Source organism: Acinetobacter sp. YH12144, assembly GCF_013418345.1.
GTDB lineage: Bacteria > Pseudomonadota > Gammaproteobacteria > Pseudomonadales > Moraxellaceae > Acinetobacter > Acinetobacter amyesii.
In genome coordinates this window covers 17,685-36,234 of the sequence record NZ_VPCD01000012.1, presented here as the reverse complement: position 1 = coordinate 36,234, position 18,550 = coordinate 17,685, and the positions used below count along the sequence as shown (strand labels likewise).

21 protein-coding genes and 2 pseudogenes are annotated in these 18,550 nt (G+C 37.1%); 11 read left to right on the top strand and 12 right to left on the bottom strand.

Translation table 11 applies throughout. The features are described from left to right. Nucleotide 1 precedes the first annotated feature (1 nt). Nucleotides 2-1,327, bottom strand: coding sequence for a TolC family protein (locus FTU79_RS09550; protein ID WP_035269736.1), 1,326 nt, complete (start codon nt 1,325-1,327; stop codon nt 2-4). Nucleotides 1,328-1,375: 48 nt separating this feature from the next. Further along, on the bottom strand, nt 1,376-1,792 hold the full coding sequence (locus tag FTU79_RS09545) for a cation efflux protein, CzcI-like (protein WP_227591103.1): 417 nt from the start codon (nt 1,790-1,792) through the stop codon (nt 1,376-1,378). Nucleotides 1,793-2,822: 1,030 nt separating this feature from the next. Between FTU79_RS09545 and FTU79_RS09540 the strand changes: the two genes are divergently transcribed. The 5 genes and pseudogenes from FTU79_RS09540 to FTU79_RS09520 all read left to right on the top strand — a co-directional run bounded on the left by FTU79_RS09540 (nt 2,823) and on the right by FTU79_RS09520 (nt 6,651). Further along, on the top strand, nt 2,823-4,688 hold the full coding sequence (locus tag FTU79_RS09540) for a copper resistance system multicopper oxidase (RefSeq protein ID WP_104988058.1): 1,866 nt from the start codon (nt 2,823-2,825) through the stop codon (nt 4,686-4,688). After that, on the top strand, nt 4,675-5,013 hold the full coding sequence (locus tag FTU79_RS09535; RefSeq protein WP_004897649.1) for a hypothetical protein: 339 nt from the start codon (nt 4,675-4,677) through the stop codon (nt 5,011-5,013). Before FTU79_RS09540 ends, FTU79_RS09535 begins: the two co-directional genes overlap by 14 nt. Further along, entirely contained in the window at nt 5,000-5,944 is a 945-nt protein-coding gene (locus FTU79_RS09530; protein ID WP_154320112.1) for a copper resistance protein B, read from the top strand. Before FTU79_RS09535 ends, FTU79_RS09530 begins: the two co-directional genes overlap by 14 nt. Before the next feature lie 179 nt (nt 5,945-6,123). Then, nucleotides 6,124-6,369 (top strand): type II toxin-antitoxin system RelB/DinJ family antitoxin, encoded by a 246-nt coding sequence (locus FTU79_RS09525; protein ID WP_000246755.1) that lies wholly within the window; start codon nt 6,124-6,126, stop codon nt 6,367-6,369. Then, a pseudogene (locus FTU79_RS09520) lies at nt 6,359-6,651 on the top strand (type II toxin-antitoxin system RelE/ParE family toxin). The gene FTU79_RS09525 and the pseudogene FTU79_RS09520 overlap by 11 nt, the downstream one beginning before the upstream one ends. A 127-nt stretch (nt 6,652-6,778) precedes the next feature. Here the strand turns inward: FTU79_RS09520 and FTU79_RS09515 are convergent. The 4 genes from FTU79_RS09515 to FTU79_RS09500 all read right to left on the bottom strand — a co-directional run bounded on the left by FTU79_RS09515 (nt 6,779) and on the right by FTU79_RS09500 (nt 8,800). Next, the gene (locus tag FTU79_RS09515) at nt 6,779-7,108 is read right to left on the bottom strand and encodes a four-helix bundle copper-binding protein (RefSeq protein ID WP_016658833.1); all 330 of its coding nucleotides are present in this window, start codon (nt 7,106-7,108) and stop codon (nt 6,779-6,781) included. 720 nt (nt 7,109-7,828) lie between these two features. Further along, complete coding sequence (locus FTU79_RS09510; protein ID WP_104505826.1) at nt 7,829-8,143, bottom strand: hypothetical protein; 315 nt, start codon at nt 8,141-8,143, stop codon at nt 7,829-7,831. A 38-nt stretch (nt 8,144-8,181) separates the two neighbouring features. Beyond that, nucleotides 8,182-8,496: a DNA-binding transcriptional regulator gene (locus FTU79_RS09505; protein WP_104505827.1), complete on the bottom strand. Its 315-nt coding sequence runs from the start codon at nt 8,494-8,496 to the stop codon at nt 8,182-8,184. Next, nucleotides 8,477-8,800, bottom strand: a complete 324-nt coding sequence (locus tag FTU79_RS09500) for a transcriptional regulator (protein WP_104505828.1) — start codon at nt 8,798-8,800, stop codon at nt 8,477-8,479. Before FTU79_RS09500 ends, FTU79_RS09505 begins: the two co-directional genes overlap by 20 nt. Nucleotides 8,801-8,888: 88 nt before the next feature. Between FTU79_RS09500 and FTU79_RS09495 the strand changes: the two are divergent. From FTU79_RS09495 to FTU79_RS09485, 3 genes and pseudogenes are all read left to right on the top strand, one after another. Continuing rightward, nucleotides 8,889-8,984: pseudogene (locus FTU79_RS09495) on the top strand (transposase domain-containing protein); the annotation flags it as partial. A gap of 133 nt (nt 8,985-9,117) precedes the next feature. Beyond that, nucleotides 9,118-9,531 (top strand): hypothetical protein, encoded by a 414-nt coding sequence (locus FTU79_RS09490; protein WP_070155403.1) that lies wholly within the window; start codon nt 9,118-9,120, stop codon nt 9,529-9,531. Between the two features lie 2 nt (nt 9,532-9,533). Beyond that, complete coding sequence (locus FTU79_RS09485) at nt 9,534-9,848, top strand: hypothetical protein (protein ID WP_070155405.1); 315 nt, start codon at nt 9,534-9,536, stop codon at nt 9,846-9,848. Between the two features lie 153 nt (nt 9,849-10,001). Here the strand turns inward: FTU79_RS09485 and FTU79_RS09480 are convergent, their stop codons facing one another. Beyond that, entirely contained in the window at nt 10,002-10,304 is a 303-nt protein-coding gene (locus tag FTU79_RS09480; RefSeq protein ID WP_136144098.1) for a hypothetical protein, read from the bottom strand. Between the two features lie 210 nt (nt 10,305-10,514). Here FTU79_RS09480 and FTU79_RS09475 point away from each other — a divergent pair, with 210 nt between their 5' ends. Beyond that, entirely contained in the window at nt 10,515-11,126 is a 612-nt protein-coding gene (locus tag FTU79_RS09475) for a recombinase family protein (RefSeq protein WP_015060246.1), read from the top strand. A 189-nt stretch (nt 11,127-11,315) separates the two neighbouring features. On the opposite strand, the gene FTU79_RS09470 is transcribed toward FTU79_RS09475, so the two are convergent. From FTU79_RS09470 to FTU79_RS09455, 4 genes are all read right to left on the bottom strand, one after another. Continuing rightward, a complete protein-coding gene (locus FTU79_RS09470) occupies nt 11,316-12,200 on the bottom strand; it encodes an Mph(E) family macrolide 2'-phosphotransferase (protein ID WP_180044039.1) in 885 nt (294 codons plus the stop codon). 55 nt (nt 12,201-12,255) lie between these two features. Then, entirely contained in the window at nt 12,256-13,731 is a 1,476-nt protein-coding gene (gene msr(E) / locus FTU79_RS09465; RefSeq protein WP_000052512.1) for an ABC-F type ribosomal protection protein Msr(E), read from the bottom strand. 492 nt (nt 13,732-14,223) lie between these two features. Continuing rightward, on the bottom strand, nt 14,224-14,496 hold the full coding sequence (nadS, locus tag FTU79_RS09460; protein ID WP_000369781.1) for a NadS family protein: 273 nt from the start codon (nt 14,494-14,496) through the stop codon (nt 14,224-14,226). Beyond that, a complete protein-coding gene (locus FTU79_RS09455; RefSeq protein WP_000897307.1) occupies nt 14,489-14,809 on the bottom strand; it encodes a type II toxin-antitoxin system RelE/ParE family toxin in 321 nt (106 codons plus the stop codon). The genes nadS and FTU79_RS09455 overlap by 8 nt, the downstream gene beginning before the upstream one ends. Nucleotides 14,810-15,067: 258 nt before the next feature. Between FTU79_RS09455 and adeR the strand changes: the two genes are divergently transcribed. After that, entirely contained in the window at nt 15,068-15,796 is a 729-nt protein-coding gene (gene adeR / locus FTU79_RS09450; protein WP_032073130.1) for an efflux system response regulator transcription factor AdeR, read from the top strand. Beyond that, nucleotides 15,786-16,892 carry a two-component sensor histidine kinase AdeS gene (gene adeS, locus FTU79_RS09445; RefSeq protein WP_032073131.1) on the top strand — a complete coding sequence of 369 codons (1,107 nt, stop codon included), beginning with the start codon at nt 15,786-15,788 and terminating at the stop codon, nt 16,890-16,892. Before adeR ends, adeS begins: the two co-directional genes overlap by 11 nt. Nucleotides 16,893-16,995: 103 nt before the next feature. Here adeS and FTU79_RS09440 read toward each other — a convergent pair whose 3' ends face one another. Then, complete coding sequence (locus tag FTU79_RS09440; RefSeq protein ID WP_032073148.1) at nt 16,996-18,510, bottom strand: MFS transporter; 1,515 nt, start codon at nt 18,508-18,510, stop codon at nt 16,996-16,998. Between the last annotated feature and the right edge of the window lie 40 nt (nt 18,511-18,550).

Sequence of the window (18,550 nt, the reverse complement as noted above, 5' to 3'; positions counted from 1 at the left end):
TTTATCGTGCTCCCCCATTGATTAAATTTTGCGATGCTTCGACTGCCTTTTTATTCAGTTGTGTATAGGCATCCGAACGGCTAATTTCTTCATAACTTGTGCCAATACTGAGTGCCTCAGCTGCGAGGGCAGTTTGCCAAGCTTGACGTAGAATTTGTAATTGACCCAATCGAAGATTCTGCAGTTGGGTGGTTGCTTGCTGAACGTCGGTAATGGACAGTTTCCCTGCCTGAAACCCTTGTAAAGTACGGCTCTGAACTTTGGTCGCCAAAGTAACTTGTGCTGTTGTGGCATCGAACTGGCTACGTAAACCTTTGAGCTGATGCATGCTGTTGGCAATATTGAGTATTTGTTGCTTCAGCTCACGCTGCTGCTGTTGGTTCAGCAATATTTGCTGTTGCTGGACCATCGGGATCGCATATTGCTGGCGGTTGAAAATATTCAGTGGAATAGCCACGCCGATTGCCAAAGTCGTATCGTTGCTTTCATTAGGGGTTTTGCTACGTTTCATGCCTACATTTAAAGTCGGATTGGGACGTGCCTGAATTCTTAAATTTTCAATTTGATGATCCGATTGCTGAATGTTCAAGGCATAGAATTTTTCTAGCCACCCTTCAGCAATATACCGTTGCACAGTTTGGAGACTTTGCTCTGGCCAAGGGATAGCGGTTTTATTCAATTGAAGATGTGAAGATGTTTCTCCCCCCCACAAATTAGACAGCTGACGACCGGCAGCTTGTTTATTCAGCATCGCTTGCTGATAAAGTCGTTGGATTTCTAGCGCTTCAATTTGGGTACGCTCAAAATCAACCAGGGCAATACTGCCTGCCTGATAGCGTTTCTGGGCACTGTCCAGATTGGCTTTACTTGTTTTTAACTGTACTGAATAAGCAGACTGCTCAACCTCAGCAAGTGCAAATTGCGACCATGCAAATTTAACAATCAGTTGGCTTTGTGCCTTCCATAATTGCTGTTGCAATTGGATTTGTTGATTCGAGGTATTGGCAATCACCCGGTTCAGCTTACGCTGACCAAATAGATCTAGAGGTTGACTAACGCCAACATTGAATTCCTGTTCTTGACCTGAGCCAAAGCCAGACTGTTCTAAACTTATACTTGGATTCTGCCATAACCGACTTTGCTGAATATTCAATTCAGATATTTGCTGAACTTGTTGCCACAGCTTGTCTTGAGTCTGGTAACTTTGTACTTTTGCTAAAGCGGATTCAAAGCTGGTAACGTTTTCAGCATAGCTATATTGCATAGCCGCTGCACATATACAAGCAACCAAGCTATGACGCAAGAGTATAATTGATTGTGAAGACATGATTTTTCCCACTTATTTAAATAATAAAAGTGGTGGGAATGTTTTAGGCTACCCCACCATGAGCGGGGAAAATTCGGGAGGTGGGCTTTGTTGAAACAGGTCAGGAGCCTGATAGCTGTTTTTCCAATGAAATTGTGGATTCACTTTAACTTCAGAGCTTGGATGAAACACATCTACTTTTTCATTTTGTACAATCAAATGCGTCATCGATGGTAGATGATCTTGATGATCTTCACCGATTTCTAAATCGCTACTGAATGTTTTTATGTTTTCTGACTGTCCATTATGATCGTGTTGACGACTATCGCTGGCACACAAGGTATTTTGGTGATGACCAAAATGATAACTCTGCTGTGATTGAGGCTGTTGTTCATGGACACAAAAGGCCGCCGCCACATTCCAAAAGCTTTGGAACATGAACAATCCAACCAAGACTGTAATCCATGTAGTAGAACGCATCATCATAACAATCGAAAAATTTGTACCAAGTATAAGGCTTAGAGCCACTCCAAGGTCAAGCTTAATAAATTAAATTAAACATTCAATGAACACTGAATAGCCGGCACTTTTGCAAATTTACCTTGTCTCTATAAGCTCACATCAATTTCAGGTAAGAATAACAATAGATAGTGAACCGTACCGGGTTTGTCGGAGACTTTTTATTTAAGTTAGGCCACCGGTAATCCTCCCATAAATAACCGAAGTTAAAAGTAGAGGTACACATAAGTTAAAATTTTATAGAATTGCTTGAGTTCAAAATCTCTAATTAGCATGTATTGAAAACATGAATATTTATCTAAAAAGAGAACTATTTAACATCATGGCTGTTATACGCAATAAAAAAACCTGGGCACCAACCCAGGTCTAAAATTTAAAAAACAGATAAATATCAGTGCAATAAACTCATTTTTCTAATTTCGCATAACGTGTATTATGTTAATTTTAGAGAAACTACTAAATTATATTGGGTTGTAAATATTTGAAATTCCGTTAAGATATTTTGGATTAAATTCTATTCCTAGATAGCATTCGTGTTGACTCATCTCTCCAAAAAACTTTGGTTTTGTTTTCTTATGGTTTTTGCCATAGGATGGAGTAGTGTGTCTGTTGCATCAGTAAAGATAATGCATATCAATATGCAAACTGAAATGAGCCAAGATCATTGTTTAGATCAAGCACAGCAAGTCACTCAACATGGTATTAATCACGAAGTACAGACGAATACCGATTGCCATAATCATTTAGCTCTTAATCAGAATATAGATCACAAAAAGTGTCAGGAATGTTCTAGCTTATCCTGCCAGACACAGATCTCATGTCTTCATTCTTTGCAAAGCTCGCTAGATCCCCTAGATACCTTCTATTCTATAGATCAGCCTAATTTTTATTACCCCAACCAATATCTAAATGGGTATTGGCAAGAAATTTCACGTCCTCCTAAAACTTAACCATTTTTTTTAAAATTTATTTATTTTTCAAAAATTAAGGTTAAGTTATGTCTCATAAAATTAGTTCGTACCTATTAGCAGGTATTTGTTTTGCATCGTCGCCTTTGGTTTTTGCCGAAGTGCGTGAATATCAGCTTGTTATTGATGAAGCAGTGGTCAGCCCAACTGGAAAGCCTGTAAAGCGCATTACCGTAAATGGTCAATTTCCTGCGCCTTTGCTTGAGTTTGAAGAGGGTGATGAAGCCATCATTCGCGTGAAAAATAATTTAAAAAACCAAGATTCTTCTATTCATTGGCACGGACTGTTGTTGCCGGGCATTATGGATGGTGTACCGGGATTTAATGGTTTTAACGGTATTAAGCCTCAAAGCGAGTATGTTTATAAATTCAAGATTCGCCAAAGCGGGACTTATTGGTATCACGCTCATTCTAAAGGACAGGAACAGGACGGCTTATATGGTTCTTTTGTGATTTATCCAAAAGGTAAAACACCATTGGCAGCACATGAAAAAGCTGAACGTGACTATGTGGTGATGTTGTCAGATTTTCATGAAAAAACCAGTGATCAAATTCAGAAAGATCTTAAAATTTCAGCTGAATATTATCAAGATCAGCGTGAAACCTTGGGTGATGTTTGGAAGCAGGTTAAACGTGATGGCATAAAAGCGACATGGTCTGACCGCAAAATGTGGAATCAGATGCGTATGCTAAAAACCGACATGTCGGATGTTACAGGTTATACCTTCCTCATTAATGGCAAAACACCTGAACAAAATTGGACAGGAATGTTTAAACCGAATGAAAAAATTCGCCTACGTTTTGTGAATGCATCTGCGATGTCTTTCTACGATGTCCGTATTCCTAACTTGAAAATGACTGTGGTCAGTGCTGATGGTCAGCCTGTAAAACCTGTTGCTGTGGATGAGTTTCGTATTGGCACAGCTGAAACTTATGATGTGATTGTGGAGCCAAAAGGCGGACATTATCAAATTGAAGCTGAGTCAATTGACCGTTCAGGCTATGCGATTGGTACACTGCACAATGAACTAAATCCTATGACACATGGCATTCATATGCCTGCACCACGTCCACGCTCACTTTTGACCATGGAAGATATGGGACATGGTGGTGGTGATCATGCAGGAATGGATCATTCGAAAATGAACCACGGCAATATGCAAGGCATGGATCACTCGAAAATGGATCATTCAAAAATGAACCATGGCGATATGCAAGGCATGGATCACTCGAAAATGGATCATTCAAAAATGAACCATGGCGATATGCAAGGCATGGATCACTCGAAAATGGATCATTCACAGCATGGCACAGCAAAACCACAAGAAAATGATCAAGTGGTTTATGGTTGGGCAAATGCATCTACACCTGCGGGCAATAAAGCCTTGCAATATAGTGATTTAAAATCTTTAGAACCGCAAAAAGATACTCGTGAAGCTAGCAGTGAATTAGTAGTGCGTTTGGGCGGTACTATGGAGCGTTATATTTGGACGATTAACGGTAAAAAATTCAGCGATGCTGAGCCATTAAAAGTGAAGTATGGCGAGCGTATCCGTATCAAATTTATTAATGACAGTATGATGGCGCACCCCATGCATTTACATGGCATGTTTATGCAGTTGGAGAATGGTCAAGAGTCGGTAGATATGCCGAATAAACACACATTGATTGTACCACCGGGTAAAACAGTCACTGCTTTATTAACTGCGGATGAGTTGGGCGAATGGGCAATCCATTGTCATTTGTTGTATCACATGAGTGCAGGAATGATGAACAAGTTGATCGTGGCAAATGTTAGCGATGAACAAGTGTCTACAACGCCAATTCAAGGTACAAATTCGACTCAAACTCACCAAGTAACTGAGCAAAAAGGAGCTGGACATGCACATCACTAATTTTGTATTTAAAGCGTTTTTTTCTGTTGCGGTATTGAGTTTAACAAGCTTAAGTTTGGCGCACGAAGGGCATCATTCAACTGCTCAGACTGATGGAAAAAATGTACCATCAATGAATCATCAAGCGATGTCTGAGATGGATCATTCACAGCATTCTCCACAAGAGCATGCACAACACATGCAGATGATGGGGAAAATGAATCATGCTGCACATTCAGCACCGATGAACCATCAACATGCAGGTCATCAGCCAATGCATCACAAATCAACAGAGAAACAGCAAGATCAAAAAGTACAGAAAGGAGATCAACATGCGCACCATTAATCTTTTTTCTAAAACTGTTTTAGCAAGCTCTTTGTTGATGGTCAGTGCAGTGAGTTTGGCACATAATGGTGAAGATCATAGTGCGCCTGAAAAAATGACAGTTGCTACATCTTCTAGTCAAAATCAGCCGATGCAAATGGATCGCTCTCAAATGAACCATAGCCAAATGAATCAGGCACAACATCAGGCAACATCTACGGTTAATCATTTACATCATGTACCAGATGCGAATGCTCAGCAGAGTTCGCATTATGATCATCGCTCAGAACACGGTGCGCAAATTTATGCGATTACGACAGTGGACAATAAGTGGCTTGTCAATGAAGATGGCACAGGTGATTTAAAGTCAGAGTTTGAAACCCGTATTGGCACAGATGAAAATAAGCTTTTTATTAAAATTCATGCCGATAAAGAAGAATCGCATGATGCACATTATGATGCCAAACTTTTATATAGCCGTATGATTTCAGACTTTTGGGATGCACAGATTGGTGCACGTTATCGTAGTGAAAAAGTTGAACTCAATGATCATCGCAAAGACACCGAAGAAAATGTTGATGCGGTGATTGGCTTACATGGTATGGCGCCATATTTCTTTGAAACTGATGCTTATCTCTATGCGGGAGAAGACAATTATGCGGGCTTTAGCCTAGAAACGGAACGTGATTTTCTGATTACGCAAAAGTTGATTATTCAACCTTATTTAGAGTTGGATGCTATCTTTAGTGATGACTCTAAATATGCGAAAAAAACTGGTTTAAGCAGTGCAACCGCAGGGTTTGAAACTCGCTATGAAATCAGTAAAAAGATCATGCCTTATATCGACATTGCCTATGAGTATTCAAAAGGTAATGATGAAACGTCGTGGCAAATAGAATCAAACTCTGAGAAAGGTTGGTTATATGGAGCTGGTGTTAGATTTAGATTTTAATTAATTTAATGATTACTAAATAGCTTTATTTAAATAAAACTCTAGCTTAATGTGGCCGGAAGCAAAATGTTAACTTATTTTGCTTCCTTCCATTTAACATAATGGCTGTTATGCGAAGTCGACTTGTAATGCAATTTGCATTACAATATTCCTAGTACATTAAATACTTGGGAAATATGATGGCTACTGTTAACTTCAGGATCGATGAAGCCCTTAAAGAAAAATCTTATTCAATCCTTAAAGAGCAAGGTATTGCACCTACTGATTTCTTCACTAGTATTCTTGAGTATGTTGCTACGACTGGGAAACTGCCTGTCAAAAAAGCTTTGCTTTCGGAAGAAGATGAAGAATTATTAGCTCTTGTCCGTAAGCGCATTAATGATCCTAAAGAGATGTTTGAGGAAGTCACATTAGATGACTTATAAGCTTTTACGTCACAAGGACTTTACAGCAGAATGGGAAAACTCCCTGTTGCTATACGAGATCAATTTAAAAAGAAACTAGCCAAAGTCATAGAGCAGCCACATATTCCAAAGAATATGCTTAGAGGCGATCTTGCAGGTTGCTATAAAATCAAATTATTAAAAGCTGGTGTCCGACTTGTCTATCAAGTTAAAGATGATCAGGTAGTTATCCTGCTCATTACCGTCGGAAAACGAGCTGATAGCATAGTTTATGACGAAGCGAAAAAGCGAATTAAAGACTAAAAATGGGAGCTTAAAGCTCCCATTTTTGGCTTCGTATAAGGTGTATTATGTTAATTTTAGGAAAGGCTCTAGACTAGCAGAATGATTATGTTAGTCTAGAGCATATAATTAACATTATTGAAGTATTTTACATGGCAATTTTTCGACATTCTTCTGCACACTGACGGCAAGCCTCAGCACATTTTTTACAATGATCATGTGAATGTTTTTCACACTCTTCCGCACAATATTCACAGATCTTAGCACAAAGCTCACAAATCTCTTTGAGGAAAGGTGAGTTATGTTGTTGCATACGCACACATAACTGACAAATATCTGCACATTCTAGACAACGTTGAATACATTCACGCATCATCTCTAAATCTTTTTCTTTTAAACAAGAAGTTGCACATTCAGTACAAATAAGTGAACAGTTTGTACATGCAGAAATACACTTTGAAAATTCCGTATTAATCATTTTTTACTCTCAACTTATATAATCAAAGAAATAATTAAAACATAATTTTTTTCTACTAATTATTTTAAATTATTAGTAAATGTAATACATAATGTTAATTTATATGAATAATGTTAATTTTAACTAAATCTTATTTATATTCCAAATTATTAAAAAACAGTTTTTAATTAGGATAGATGATCAAGTATCAAAAGCAGCTATTCTTAAAATAACTGCAATAATTTTATCACTTTAAAAATAGATTTTCCCTCTATTTAACATAATGGCGATTATACGAAGTACACTTGTATATTAATATAAATATCAATCACTTGAAAATTTAGCCATGACTAAGAAAAAGCAAAAAATCGGCTTTTGTAATAAGTTGGTGAGTTTTTAAGCAGATCTGTAATATTTTGCCAGTAAATTTGATTAAAAAACGATCAATTTGGCAATCAGTGCCCATTTCATCGGCTTTCAGGATCCGAAACTATCCCCAATGGCTGTGGATAAAATTTAGGCTATTTTGTACGCCCTGGCGCACAACAATCTCGGCTCTTTGCGGCTACCAGGAACAGTGGAATTTTCCTATGATGAACTCATCAGGAACAGGAAGTTCCAAACAACAAGAATAAGAAAGATCGCACCAGGAGCGTGAGGTAAGACAGGAGTCATACCTAGCAACCCAATATGAGAAACCCCGGCAGGATGCTGGGGTTTTTTATTGTCTGCATTTAAGGTCTAATCAGTCTTAGCCAATTCATTTTGGTTGATAAGTTTAATCAGCGCATTTTGAACAAACTCATCAAGTTCAATCCCTTTTTCTTTTATGATGGTTTCTATCTTTGCTAGCGTTTCACTTTCTAATTCGAACTCGATTTCTGCTGATGTTTCCATGAGTAAATCATAGTTATTTTCGACTATCTTTTTAAAGGTTTCTTCTAGATCTTTTGTTGATGGAATATTGAAAGATAAGCGTAATGAGCTATTGATAATTTCAATATGGGTATACCCTAAATATTCAGTACTTTTTCCCACAAATCCTAAGTGCTTCATAAAAAACCTTAAATAAATATAGTAGAGAGCTGTCTAAATTAAGCCAGACTCTCTTTTACAAATTTTGGATCAACAATAAATAATCGAATAAGGGATGTTGCTGCTCCTGATGGTCTTCTCGCACCTTGTTCCCATGATTCAAGAGTACGTCTTGATACGCCAAGAATCTTAGCAAACTGATCTTGTGTTAGTTGAGCCTTTCTACGAGCTAACGCTACATCTGTCTCAGTGATTACGGTTCTTTTCGCTGCATTACTAGTAAGCATATCGTCGATGCCTTGTAATATTTCAGCTTCAATATCCCTAGTTGCTTCAAAAGCCTCAAGTTCTTTTTCAGTCATTAAACGAGTCATTTAGTTTCTCCACTAATGCTTGAAGAGTCTTCTTACTAAGCTGTACAGTTTGCTTTTTACTGTACAAGGTTAATAACCAAATCTCTCCATTTGCTAAACGATTAAAGTAGATGACTCTGACACCACCACTTTTACCTCTACCACCGCTAGTCCATCTAATCTTACGAATACCACCTGCATTAGGCTCTACATCTCCTGCTTCAGGATTTAATGCTAAGAATGTTTTGAATTCCTCATATTCTTCCTGAGTCCAATAAACAAGACAGTATTTAGTAAATAATGGAGTCTCACATATTGTATACATTGATTGCATTCATACTACCTTGTAGTAGTTTATTTTATACTACTTTGTGGTATTTTTAAATGATAATTCTTAGTTCTCAGGATTAAATGCCTATTTAAGTGATGTGCTGAAAAGGTTGCCGACACATAAAGTGACTCAGATTGAAGAATTGCTACCACACCGCTGGAAACCTGAACCGAATTAAAAAATAGGCATGGGGTTCAGCGGACGCTTACGTTCAATTCGTATAACCACCATTATGTTAAATAGAATCAAAAAACCTCCAATAAAATCGTTATAGTATTATTATTTATTGAGTAGATAAGAGAATTAAATTAGTGAAATACTCAAATGAACAAATAGTAAAAGCACTCTTACTTGCTCCTTTACCTTTACTTTTTTTAACAACAGTCCTGTTTATCGCAGTGAATCACGAATACAGCCTATACTCGATTTTCGTAGTTCTTGTAGGACACGGTCTTATTTACTTGGCTTATTGTATTTTGACTGTGCCTTTTAGCTACATATTCTCAATTCTTTTAAATCGTTATAACAGTCTTAATTTATTAACCATCTGTATTACCTCTCTAATTATTGCTACTCCATTTTTTATTCTTTTAGGATGGGGGCATACTGGAAAGATTGCTGAAGATTGGTGGAAGATGTATACCAATACATGGGCTAGCTTTCTGGCTCTATTTCCTGGCTTATGTTATTGGCTGTTTTTAATTAACTTAAAAGATAAAGAATAGTTATGAAAAAAATATTATATTTTAATTTTTTAGCGATTATTTTGACTTACGTATCTTTGCTTTATCAAAAAAATATATTAGTTGCTCGCATAGTTGTAGATAAGCTTGAAAAAGTTAAAGTCATAGCTGGGGGATTTCCTCTCCAGTTCCTTATAGATGGTGAAACCTCTCCAGTCGGAAGTATAAGTATCAATCCTTTATTTATTTTCATCGGCATGGATCAATTTGTTTTTCTCAATTTTTTTATTGATTATTTATTTTGGATAAGTATTTTATTTGCTTTTTCTATGATTGTGAAAAAGTACAGAATTGTATAGATCTTCTAAAATTAACATAATACACGTTATACGAAGTTGAAAAATTGAGACTATAGCCTTAATTTTTATGTATTTTTTTAATTTAACACCTAGGCCAGTGCCTAGGTTTTTTCTGTTATTCATCTCGTATAACAGCCATTATGTTAAATGGATTTAATTTTGCTTAGCCTTATATTCATTAAATGCTTGAAGCATTTCTTTTTTCTGTTCTTTGGAGGCATCTGTATATGAGTAAAATCTTTCATAATCTTTTCTAAATTGGCTACTTTCAATCCTTTTAGCTAAGCCATCAATAAAACCTTTTCCTTGAGTCTGATACTGCTGAATCGTTTGTTCATCTAAGCAGATAGTTTTCTCCCAAGAAATTGCACTCATATTTATAAGAACATTGAGATATATATTTTCGCTATCCTCATATAGTTCCCAAAAATAAGGTTCTATTTCTATAAGCTGCATTCTACTAGTATTCCTAAACTTTTAATTATTTCTAAAATTAACATAATACACGTTATACGAATTCCCAAGGCATGGCTTTTAGTTATGCTTTTTTTATCAAAAGAGTATACCTGAATGATAGCGAGCCAAATCGCATACAATATCTATCATTAGACTTAATGCAATAATTAAATGATAGTATTATCATTAATCTAATAGAATTAAGATTAAATGATAGAAATGAATACACGTATTTATCTACGAGCTTCAACTAAAGATCAAGATGCAGAAAGGGCTTTGCAGATTCTTCAGGATCTAAACCAAAACTTGAATTTGGGTGAAACCATTGTGTACGTGGAAAACTATAGTGGTACGAAGTTAGACCGACCTGAATTGAATAAGCTACTGTCAGAAGCAAATCAAGGTGACACATTGTTAGTTGAAAGTATTGACCGCTTATCACGCCTAACCCAACGAGATTTTCAAGAGCTGAAGCGCAGGATCCAGGAGAAGGGACTTCGTTTAGTCGTAGCAGATCTTCCTACTACCTACCAAATGATTCAAACCAGTGACAGCATTACTCATTCAATCTTGGAACTCATCAACAATATGTTGATTGATCTTCTGGCAACAATGGCCCGCCTAGACAATGAGAAACGTATAGAACGTATTAAGCAGGGCCTGGCACGTTCGGGTTACAAACCAACAGGCAAGAAGGCAAATGAGGCTAAACATAAACGAATAAAAGAATTGCTAGTAGTTGGCAATATGACTAAGGAAGAAATTGCCAAAGCAGTGAATTGTGGAGTTGCAACTGTCTATCGAGTTGCTAAAGTTATCTAAAAGAGGCTTATCTCAACGCGCCCCCAATGGGGCACCGCTGCATTCAGGTTACTTCACATAAGAAATTTTATGTTAAATGATTGTTAGAAATGCCCCTTGATCGAGGCATTTTCTATAAAGAATACTAAAAACTAATTAAAGCCAACCAAGTTTCAAAACAAGGCAGTTCTCAGCAATCATATTTTTAAATTATATAACTCCCAACTGAGCTTTTGCTCCAACGATAAGGCTTTCATTTTGAGTTTCTAAGGCAAATAAACCATACATCAAAGGAGAGGCCGCTGCTCTTTCTAAAGTCTGTTCATATAGTTTATTCCAAACTTTACCCCCTAGTTTTTCATACTTGATGATTAGAGTTTTGAGGCTTTCTTCTCCAAACAAAGTTACATGCCCAGCAAAATCAATCGCTGGGTCATCTATATGGGCTGTTGACCAATCAATAACGCCTGAAACAGCTCCATCCTTTGAAGCTAGTACATGCCCAGCATATAAATCGCCATGTATAAATTGGGTGAAATCTGCCCATAGAACATCATTATCCAACCATTTTCTGTAGCGGGTTTCCAATTGCTCACTTATACCAATTTCAGATTTTACTAACTGCAAATTGTTTGCTATTTCAGGTCTTAAATCTGAAGGTTTCATAATTTTCAAATCATTTTCCCGAACTTCTTTTTCAGGAATACTATGGATTTCAAATAAGGTTTTTGCCAAAGATGTTATGTATTTCGGGCTATCTTTGTCCATATTCCAAATTATTTCATAGGTTTCAGCATCCAAATTTAAAACAGGATTATCTTTAAGTATGGGATAAGCCACTAATTCTGTAGATGAAATTCTCCAATCAGGAACCTCTACAGAAAGATGTTTTTTTACCAATTCTAAAATGCGTTTTTCTTTCTTGATTTGTTCCCTCATGCCATCACGACGAGGAATACGCAGCAACCATTGTTGCCCCTTTGTATCAAGAGCAAAAACGACCTTAAAATCAATGCCCATTTCATTGAAATTCATTTTGTCCGTAAGCAACAAGCCGTGTGCTTCAGCAAGTGATTGAATATCTTGAATTGTCATTTTTAATTTCCTTTAAAGAGTTCAATAATTAATGTTCGGATTAGATTGGCTATCATTAACAATCTCTCTCAAAAGTCTTGATGATTTTGTGGTCTTTGATCTCGTAGATAATGTCAGCAATATTATCGACCAATTGCTTGTCATGAGATACGAAGATAATAGTTCCTGCATAGGACTTCATCATTGTTTCTAATGCGGCAATACTTTTTAGGTCAAGATAGTTTCCTGGTTCATCCATAAGCAAAATATTATATTTTCCTAAAAGCATTTTGGATAAAAGCAGTTTGATGATTTCACCTCCCGATAAGTCGGATAAGTTTTTTTGAATATCATTCGCTCCGATCCCCATTGAAGCCAATACTGCACGAATTTCCGCAACTGTGTACTCGCACTCTTCCTGCATAAAGGAGAGCACAGATTTATGCGTGTTAAATTTATATCCTGTTTGTGTAAAGTAGCCAATTTCAGCTTTTGGAGATATGGTTAATCCATCAGCACGTTCTGATATCATTTTTAACAAGGACGTTTTCCCTGTTCCATTCGATCCAGTTATAGCGACTTTAGCGCCAAGCGGTATTATAAAGTTAGCGTCATCAAAGATAGTACGGCTACCAAATTTTAAGCTCAGACCATCTGCCGTAATCGGGAACTTATTGTGCAGTTCTAGGGCTGAACTTTGACGAAAACGAATAGAACGCAAATGCTCTGGTGCTTGAATATCTTCTAATGCAGCCAAACGCTTTTCCATACTCTTAGCTGCCTGATACAGTTTTCTTTGCTTGGTGCCAGTCATTTTTGCATGCCCAAGTCGTCCAGCACTTTCGGTAGAGTTTTTGGATTTTTCTCCTTTTTTCTTATTGTCTAATCGATTAGCTTGCTGGCGTTTTTCTTGCACAGCAGATTCTAATCGCTCCCGTTCCTTCATCATCAGCTCATATTCTACGGCTTGGTGTTGTCGCTCTTCTTCTTTTTGACGCAAGTAATCCGAGTAACCACCCCAATATTCCGTAATTTTACCGTCTTTTAACTCCCATATCTTGTCTACAACCATATCAAGAAAATATCGGTCATGACTGATAACAAGTAATGCTCCATCAAATGCTTTAAGTTGACCAATAAGTAGATCTATTCCATTGAGATCAAGGTGGCTGGTTGGTTCATCCGCTAGAATGCCATGTACTTGTTGGGAAAATGCGGCAGCAATTTTTGCACGAGTTTCCTCTCCGCCACTCATTGTGTCGTTTTGTACATTGGAAACACCAAGGCGAGATAACATTGCCCGGTCTTCGACCGTTTCTATTTCGATTCCGCCCAGTTGGCTGATATGTGCAAAATCACCAAAACGCTGTAATGTCGCTTCGGCTAAAACAATTTCGCCATTAAGTACTTTGAGTAAACTACTCTTTCCTGCTCCGTTATCACCCACAAGACCAATACGGTCATAAGAGTGAATTTCCAATTCATCAATATCCAAAACATCACGCCCAGCATAATCCAAGCGTATGTTTCTCGCTTTAATAATTAAACTCATTTTTATTTACTCCTGTTTAGCTCTTGAAATTTTTTATGCAGCAAACAGGATTTAGGTGAAAACAAAAGCTAGCATCACAGTGTCCTCCCAAAAAAAAAGCTATTCATCCACAGGGTGGACAAATAGCTAGTCAATTAAGTTATAACTGGAAACTATGCACTAAAAGCATACTTATAAATTAAGCATACTTTTACTTTATATATCCGCATATATTCTTAAAGACACAACAAAAGCCCACCATTATAAAATAGTGTCACTATGCAAATAGTTGTGTCTTAACGAATGCGGATAGAATGCATAAACTTACCTAAAAAATAAAATTCAGTTTTATGATAACTTTACTGTTAAAAGAAGTCTAGACAACCTTGTTTTATGCTTGGATATAAGGCTTATTTTAAAATAATAGTAGTGAAGATTTTCTAAAATTAACATAATACACCTTATACGAAATAAAAATGGGAGCCTTAAGCTCCCATTTTTTAAGTAATTTTTTCAAATAAGGCTTGGGTGAGCATCTAAAATTCGAATCAATGTAGCTGCTGGTCCAGTTGGATAGCGTCGTCCCTGTTCCCAATTTTGCAGGGTACGGGGGCTAATATGTAGACGTGCAGCAAATTCATTTTGGCTCAAGCCAGTTTTTTCACGTACTTCTTTAATATCAGGCAATTCGAGTTCTGTAACTCGGCTTGCTTTAACTTCTTTACGTTTGATAGCTCCAGCTTCTTTGATTGAAGCAACCAAGTCATCAAATAAGTTGTTATCCATGAAATTGCTCCTTCACGAGTTGGTGCAGAATGGCGGTTTCCTTATCTGTTAAATTATCTTTTACTGATTTTGGATAAGCCACTAAGAAAAAGATCTGATCATCCTCGGTGACCCAATAATAAATCACCCGTATCCCACCACTTTTCCCTTTGTTACCTTGAGCACAACGTACTTTGCGAATACCACCGCCATTCTTGATTAGGTCACCTCTATCAGGCTGTACCAAAAGATCTTGCTGAAGTTGACGATATTCCTCATCAGATACAAGGTCTTTAATTTGCTTGGTAAAGATGCTGGTTTCAATAAATAACATGGACTCTTTATACGTCAATGGCGTATTTGAATTTTAGCAGTTTCCATAACAAAAAACGAGAGCTGGTAGATCTCGTTTCGCATAACAGCCATTATGTTAAATGAATGATAATTGACATTTTGTTCATTAATACTGATATGCAACGAATTTTATTATATGTCACCCCTCAATTACAAATATAAATGACTGCTCGTCTAATCATCTCCATTACACAATTAAATGTTAAAATGCATAGCTACTTCATCTAAGATAAAATATATGTATCCAAATCTACAGCACAGCTTCGAAAACAGCGTCATTCTCGTTGTAGAAGATGATTATGATATTGGTGACATTCTTGAAAAATACATAAAAAATGAAAACATGCAGGTCATCCGTGCATTGGATGGACAACAAGCTTTAGAGTGCCTAAAAGCCAACTCTATCGACCTGATTCTCCTTGATATTAAATTACCCAAACTAAATGGCTGGGAAATTCTACAAATCATCCGTCAAACAAGTCATTTACCTGTCATTATGCTGACTGCCTTAGATGATCAAGTGAATAAGATCATGGGGCTAAAAATGGGTGCTGATGACTTTATTATTAAGCCATTTAACCCAAACGAAGTGATTGCACGAATACAAGCCGTACTTAGACGAAGTACAAGCCAAAATATGGAAATAACTAATATTATTCGTTATAGAAATATTGAAATTAATCCAGATCATCATCAAGTTTACATTTCAAATGGTCAAAGAAATCAGTTGCTCAACCTTACGTTAACTGAGTATAAGATACTGTTTTTGATGGCAAAAACACCGAATAAAGTCTTTACACGTAATGAATTGATCCAAAACTGTATGCCTGAAAGTGATGCTTTAGATCGCACTGTAGATAGCCATATCAGCAAATTACGCAAAAAACTTGAAGAAAATGATGTAAATGGCTTATTAATCAATGTCCGTGGCGTGGGGTATCGCTTAGATCAAAATCATGAAATTTAACTTTTTTAAAAATTCTGTTGGAATTAACTTCCAGTTTATTATCATGATGAGCCTATTCAATTTAGGCATTACGCTGTTATCTTTCATGATTGGCTATTTTGTTTATAGCTGGGCGATAAAAATAGGTTTTCTAAATACACAAGTTATTAATTCAAATGAATTTTCAGTTACCTCCGTTGACTTTATCTGGCTGTTTTTAGTGCTATTAACAGGCTTTTTTCTTTCTACTATCCTCGCCTTTAAATATGGAAAACGCTATACACAGCCAATTAGTGATTTAGCAGATGTTATTCAACAAATTCAACAAGGCAATTTAGCACTCAGAATTAAACAGCCACATCATGATATTCCACATGAAATCAAGTCTCTTATTGAGAACTTCAATGAAATGGCAAACCAACTTGAAGTATCAGTTAAGAATTCAACTGTTTGGAATGCTGCAATTGCACATGAATTACGAACACCTGTGACAATATTACAAGGTCGCTTGCAAGGTATTGTCGATGGTATATTTATTGCCGATAAAGCTTTACACCTAAGCTTATTGAACCAAGTCGAAGGCTTATCTTACCTTGTGGAAGATTTACGGACACTGACACTTATTGAAAATAAACAATTACGATTAGAACTAGAAAAGACCAATTTAAAAAATAGTATTGAAAAATGTCTGCAGATGTTTAATGAACGGTTTCATGTTAAAGGTTTAACTATTGTTTTAAATTTGACGGATAAATTGGTTTGCGTTGATATAAGAAGGATGGAACAGGTCTTTATTGCATTGTTCTCTAACTTTCTAAGATATTCGAATGCTGGAAAAATAAATATTACATCTGTAACCACAGCAGAACATTGGGTATTGACGTTTGAAGATGAAGGTCCTGGTATTGATGAATCGCATCTTAAACACCTGTTCAAACCCTTCTATCGACTGGAAGACTCTAGATCATGTCTAGATGGCGGTACTGGATTAGGCTTGGCAGTGATTGATGCAATTATTGAAGCACACCAAGGTCATATTTATTATTCTAAATCCAAAAACTTAGGTGGCAGCTGTTTTACTATTCAACTAAATCGTAAGACATCAACTCATTTATAATGTGTTAAGTTCAGATTAATACGGCTTAATTTAAACCATAAATTTAAGATAAATTGATGTCTGAACTTAACCATTCTGTTTGATGATCCTCAAATAAATTTCATCACAATGAATTCTCATCTCGATATTTAGCTAGCATAAAAAATACCACAATGGAGAGTATCCCGATGATAATCCCTGCTGTTAATAATAAATTAACATGAGCTGAACTGAAGGCAATTTTACCTGCGTTAATCAATGCTGTACCTTGTTCAACGGGTAACTGGCTCGCCACTAAATAGGTATCACCAATCGAAAGTCTGGCTTTTTCTGCTAAAACAGCAGTTAAATCTGACGGCACTTGAAGATGACTGCCAAATATATAGGCCATGAAAACACCAAATAAAGTAATACCTAGTCCTGTACCCAGTTCATAACCTGTACTTTCAAGTGAACCTGCCGCACCGCCCTTTTCTGCAGGTACTGAGCCCATGATCGCAATGGATGAAGCTGTTAAACCAATACTCAGTGTTAATCCAATCGAAGCTAAAATAAAGGGAACGATGATTCCCGGATGATGAAAATCTGAATAACTCAAACTGACCAACGCAATTGCTGCCAATATTAATGACATGGTCGCAACCAGACGGAGTCCAAATTTATTGGATAAAAAACCAGCAATAGGCCCGCCAATAGCGGCCGCAACCATAATCGGAACCATAAAAAGACCGGCTTGCAGCGGTGTTAAACGAATGACATATTGCAGCTCCATTGCCAAAGTTAACTCAACCCCTGCCAAAGCGCCTGCAGCAACCATTGCCATAATAATGCCGGCTAAAATAGCAGGACGTGAAAATAGCGAAAGATCTAGCATCGGCTGAGGAGAATTCAGCTGTTTGCGTACAAATATGGTTAATAAGCCGATAGATAAAACGACCAAAGGCAAGACAATCAACAACGACTGTTTACCGCCTAAGCCTGCTTTTAGTGCATATACAAACGAAATCAAACCGACAATCAGCAATAGCGCTTGACCAAATGCCCAATGTCCAGGGGTTATAGCTTCTTTTCGGGACAATAAGAAATAGCACATTGGTGCGACAACCAGCATGATTGGGACGTTAATCAGGAAAACTGAACCCCACCAGAAATATTCTAACAATCCCCCACCAATGAGCGGTCCAATGGCGGCACCGGCTGATCCGATTGTGCCCCAAATACCCAGCGCAATGGCACGTTCGCGACTGTCTTCGAAGGTTCTGCGAATAATACCCAATACACAGGGCATAATCATGGCACCGCCTAATGCTAATAAAGCACGTGCGGCAATCAGCATAGAAGCCGTTTGGGAAAATGCCGCAAGGACTGAGGCAATTCCAAATATAACCAAGCCAATCAGCAGAATCTTACGATTGCCGACACGATCAGCCAAAGTTCCCATCGGAACTAAAAGTCCAGCCATAAGTAATGGATAAATATCAATAATCCATAAGACTTGGTTACTTGTGGCACTCAGCGATTGGGTTAATGAGGGAACCGCAACATGCAGTACAGTCATATCAATCACAATCGGCAGAAATGCAAGCACGACAGCGAGCAATATCCACCAGCGTTTCGGATCAAGATTGGTAGCTTTCATGATTAAACCTATATTGATGGTTTATTAAATCAATTCTGAA